The organism is Candidatus Zixiibacteriota bacterium (assembly GCA_020853795.1).
Taxonomy (GTDB): domain Bacteria; phylum Zixibacteria; class MSB-5A5; order CAIYYT01; family CAIYYT01; genus JADJGC01.
The window spans coordinates 1-2,895 of record JADYYF010000123.1 but is presented as its reverse complement, the minus strand read 5'-3'; the positions used below and the strand labels follow the sequence as shown (position 1 = coordinate 2,895).

The 2,895-nt window shown below is 59.2% G+C and carries 5 protein-coding genes; all 5 read right to left on the bottom strand.

The genetic code is table 11. The features are described 5' to 3' along the window. The coding region (locus IT585_09775; protein MCC6963527.1) for a DUF87 domain-containing protein at positions 1 to 397 on the bottom strand (397 nt) is incomplete at its 3' end. After that, the gene (locus IT585_09770; GenBank protein ID MCC6963526.1) at positions 394 to 624 is read right to left on the bottom strand and encodes a hypothetical protein; all 231 of its coding nucleotides are present in this window, start codon (positions 622 to 624) and stop codon (positions 394 to 396) included. The genes IT585_09770 and IT585_09775, both read right to left, overlap by 4 nt. Beyond that, positions 621 to 2,183, bottom strand: a complete 1,563-nt coding sequence (locus tag IT585_09765; GenBank protein MCC6963525.1) for a ParB/RepB/Spo0J family partition protein — start codon at positions 2,181 to 2,183, stop codon at positions 621 to 623. The genes IT585_09770 and IT585_09765 overlap by 4 nt, the downstream gene beginning before the upstream one ends. A 38-nt stretch (positions 2,184 to 2,221) precedes the next feature. Beyond that, the gene (locus IT585_09760; GenBank protein MCC6963524.1) at positions 2,222 to 2,464 is read right to left on the bottom strand and encodes a hypothetical protein; all 243 of its coding nucleotides are present in this window, start codon (positions 2,462 to 2,464) and stop codon (positions 2,222 to 2,224) included. Positions 2,465 to 2,470: 6 nt separating this feature from the next. Continuing rightward, entirely contained in the window at positions 2,471 to 2,824 is a 354-nt protein-coding gene (locus IT585_09755) for an ASCH domain-containing protein (protein ID MCC6963523.1), read from the bottom strand. Positions 2,825 to 2,895 lie beyond the last annotated feature (71 nt).

The window sequence follows — 2,895 nt, the reverse complement described above, 5'->3', positions numbered from 1 at the left end:
GATAGAAGCGTTCGGCGAAGGCGGTCACGAACCGCGATTGCGCGGCATTGCTCTCGAAGGCCGACAGGTCGAGCACCGCGGATTGATTCGATTCGACCAGGAAGTCGGCGATGATCTCGCCCGAATTGAGTTCCAGCGGCACGTTGCCGTGATCGCCGCCCATGACGATGATCGGGAATCCCTTCCCCTTGCCGTCCGCCTGCAATCCCCACCACACGCCGGTAGGGTCGAGACAGACGACCTGCTGGCCGGCGGCGAGCATCTCCTCCGCCTGCACCATCGCCAAGTAGGTCTTGCCCTTGCCCTTCGTCGCGATAATCGCCTGAGTCTGGGTTACCAGATCAAGCGGCAGCGTGAATCCCTTGCCGTCCGGAGTCTTGCCGATGTTAAGCTTCATTTACGGTTCCTCAGAAATATCTTCTGCAGAATCGGCCCGGTGTTGAACGTCCACTGTGGGTAATAGAGTCCGAGAGTCAGCAGCCCGACGGATGCTTCCGCGAAGTTGATTATAGCGTAGGACAAACCGTCAAGGAACTCGGCACCCCAAAAACGATACTCAATCGGGGTCAGCTTCTTGAGCGTTTCCGCCAACTCTTCAGGTGAAATGTTCTTTCCTGCTGTCATTTCTTCCCCGCCTTCTTCCCCGTCGCCCCCGCCTTCGGCTTCGGATCGGGAATCGCCTTCAGCGCTTCGGCCTCGATGTCTGCATAGTTGGTGTCGAGCACGGTCTCTGCAAATGGCTTTATCGCTTCGATGAACTTGAACGCATCGGCGAATGAATAGACGGGAATGTGGATCTCGCTCCGGACGAGAGCCCAGAGCTTTTCGGTAGCATCCAGAAGCGGGAGCTTGGTGAACTCCGTCAGCTTCTTCCAATCAGCGACGGTCTTGCCATTGCAGCAGTTTATGGCAACCGCAGCCAATATCTTCAGACGATCCTCGGCGTGGAGCTTCTTTACTCCCTGGGGCACATCGGGCCCCTTGCGGCCGGCCAGCGTATGCATGCCGAGGTAGTGATCTTTGATCTTGTTGATGATAAACTTCGCCCGCCGCGCTTTGCGATCCTGTTCCGCGCTCAGACCTTTGGGCTTCTTGGCGGCAGCCGCTGCCTTGACCTTGCGATCGCCCTGGTACGCCTTTTCGATCTTGACGTGCACCACCGTCCCCGCTCGCGGACCGTTTGCGATCAGTGCGGGCGTCGAGTGTTTGTCCGCCGTCCTGACAATCTGGAACTTCCAGTGGCTAAGGACGGACTTGTCCTTCAGCGCCGGGACGATCTCGCCATGATCTTTCTTGTCTTCGACGTAGATCAGGCCGGGGTATTTTTCGGTCGCCGCATCGAGCGCCTTCTTGAAGTTGGCGTTCCGCTTTTTGTTCCAGCACTTTTCGTCGAGGCAGCGGTCGGCGGCGTTAATCTTTTTGATGTCAGTCTCATCATGGAATAGCAACGGCTGACAGGCGGACCGCTTCGGGCAAGCGCTACAAGCACCCGCCTCCGGTACGAGCATCGAGTCGCTCAAGTCCCAGGGCGCGGCCTTGAGACGGTTCGTCATCTCCGCAAGGTGCTCTTTCAGGGATCTCACGTCAGGACTCCCCCATTGGTATCGCTTGAGCAACTCCCCCTGAACCGACGCATCAAAGACGGCGAGAAGTTCAGCCGCGGCGATCGACAGCGGATGTTCCGCCTGAGTGGCTCGCTTCATCCAACCGGGGATTAGATCGTTCAGCTTCTCCCGCCTCGCGATCAGCTGCGGCCGCAGTCCCAGGTCGGCGGCGATTTCTTCAGTCGTTCGCCCCGCCTTCCGCAGCTTTGCGATTGCCTCCGCCTCCTCGAATGGCGTCAGCTGCAGCCGATGCAGGTTCGCGGTTAATTGCAGCATCCCGACCTGGTCGTCGGTCGTCAGCGGGTCAACCTCGATCGCGCGAATCGTCTGCGCCTTGTTCACCTTGACCGCGGCCAGGCGCCGGTGGCCGTCCACGAGCTGATACCTGAGTGGCTTCTCGGATTTCTTATCGCTGCCGTCCGGCAGCGGGCGCACGATGACCGGCACCATCAGACCGACGGCTTTGATCGACTGGGCGAGCGACGCCACGTCTCTCGTGCGTTCGCCCTTCTGGGTTGGTGTGATTTGTGCTACTTCGATGTCGAGAACCTTGAGGCTCTCCGAAATTGCTGCTTTCATTGTCTTGCCTTCCTGTCACGCTGCGGCGATGTTTCCGACTATTTGCTGATCTTGAAGAGTATTTCCCTCCCTTCCGGGCCGCGATAGACGCCGACGTACTTCCGCCGGCCGCGAATCTTCGGACGCTTAACGATGACGTTGTGCAAGTGCAGCCGCTGGCGGAGGACCGTCTGCACCTGGAATAGCGTCCAAGTGCTGCACAGTCCCGCCCGCGCTTTGTCCAGAAGCGATGCAGCTGCTGGGAGGTAGAGATCAAGTTTCCATTCACTCCGTCTTAGCATCTCTCATTACTCGCTTTCGAACCTGAAATCGCGCCTGAATTCTGGCGGCTCCACTTCGAAGAGTCCCAACCTGCCCTTGACCGGAAAACGACTGATCAGCCTGACGTCCTCCAGCAGCCAGGCGTATGCTCCGGGATAGCAAGCGCACCTGGCGGCGGCCTCGTGCTCCGGCTGCATCGGCACGCAATCCACCAGCCGCACGACGCAGAGCGCGAATCCGGCCGGCTCGATCTTTGGCGACTTGCTCGAACAGATTAGCAGGTCGCCGCGGTAGTCCGTCGCCCAGGTTCGCGTCTCAATCGTCTTCTCTCCCGAGGCGATCATATTCGCCCACGGTTGGCGGACCGAGAGCGCCTTCATCGCGATATTCTCTTTCTGAAACTGGCCGCGGCCGGGCAGTCGGCGAAGTGCGACTCCTTGGTCTCGAAGTT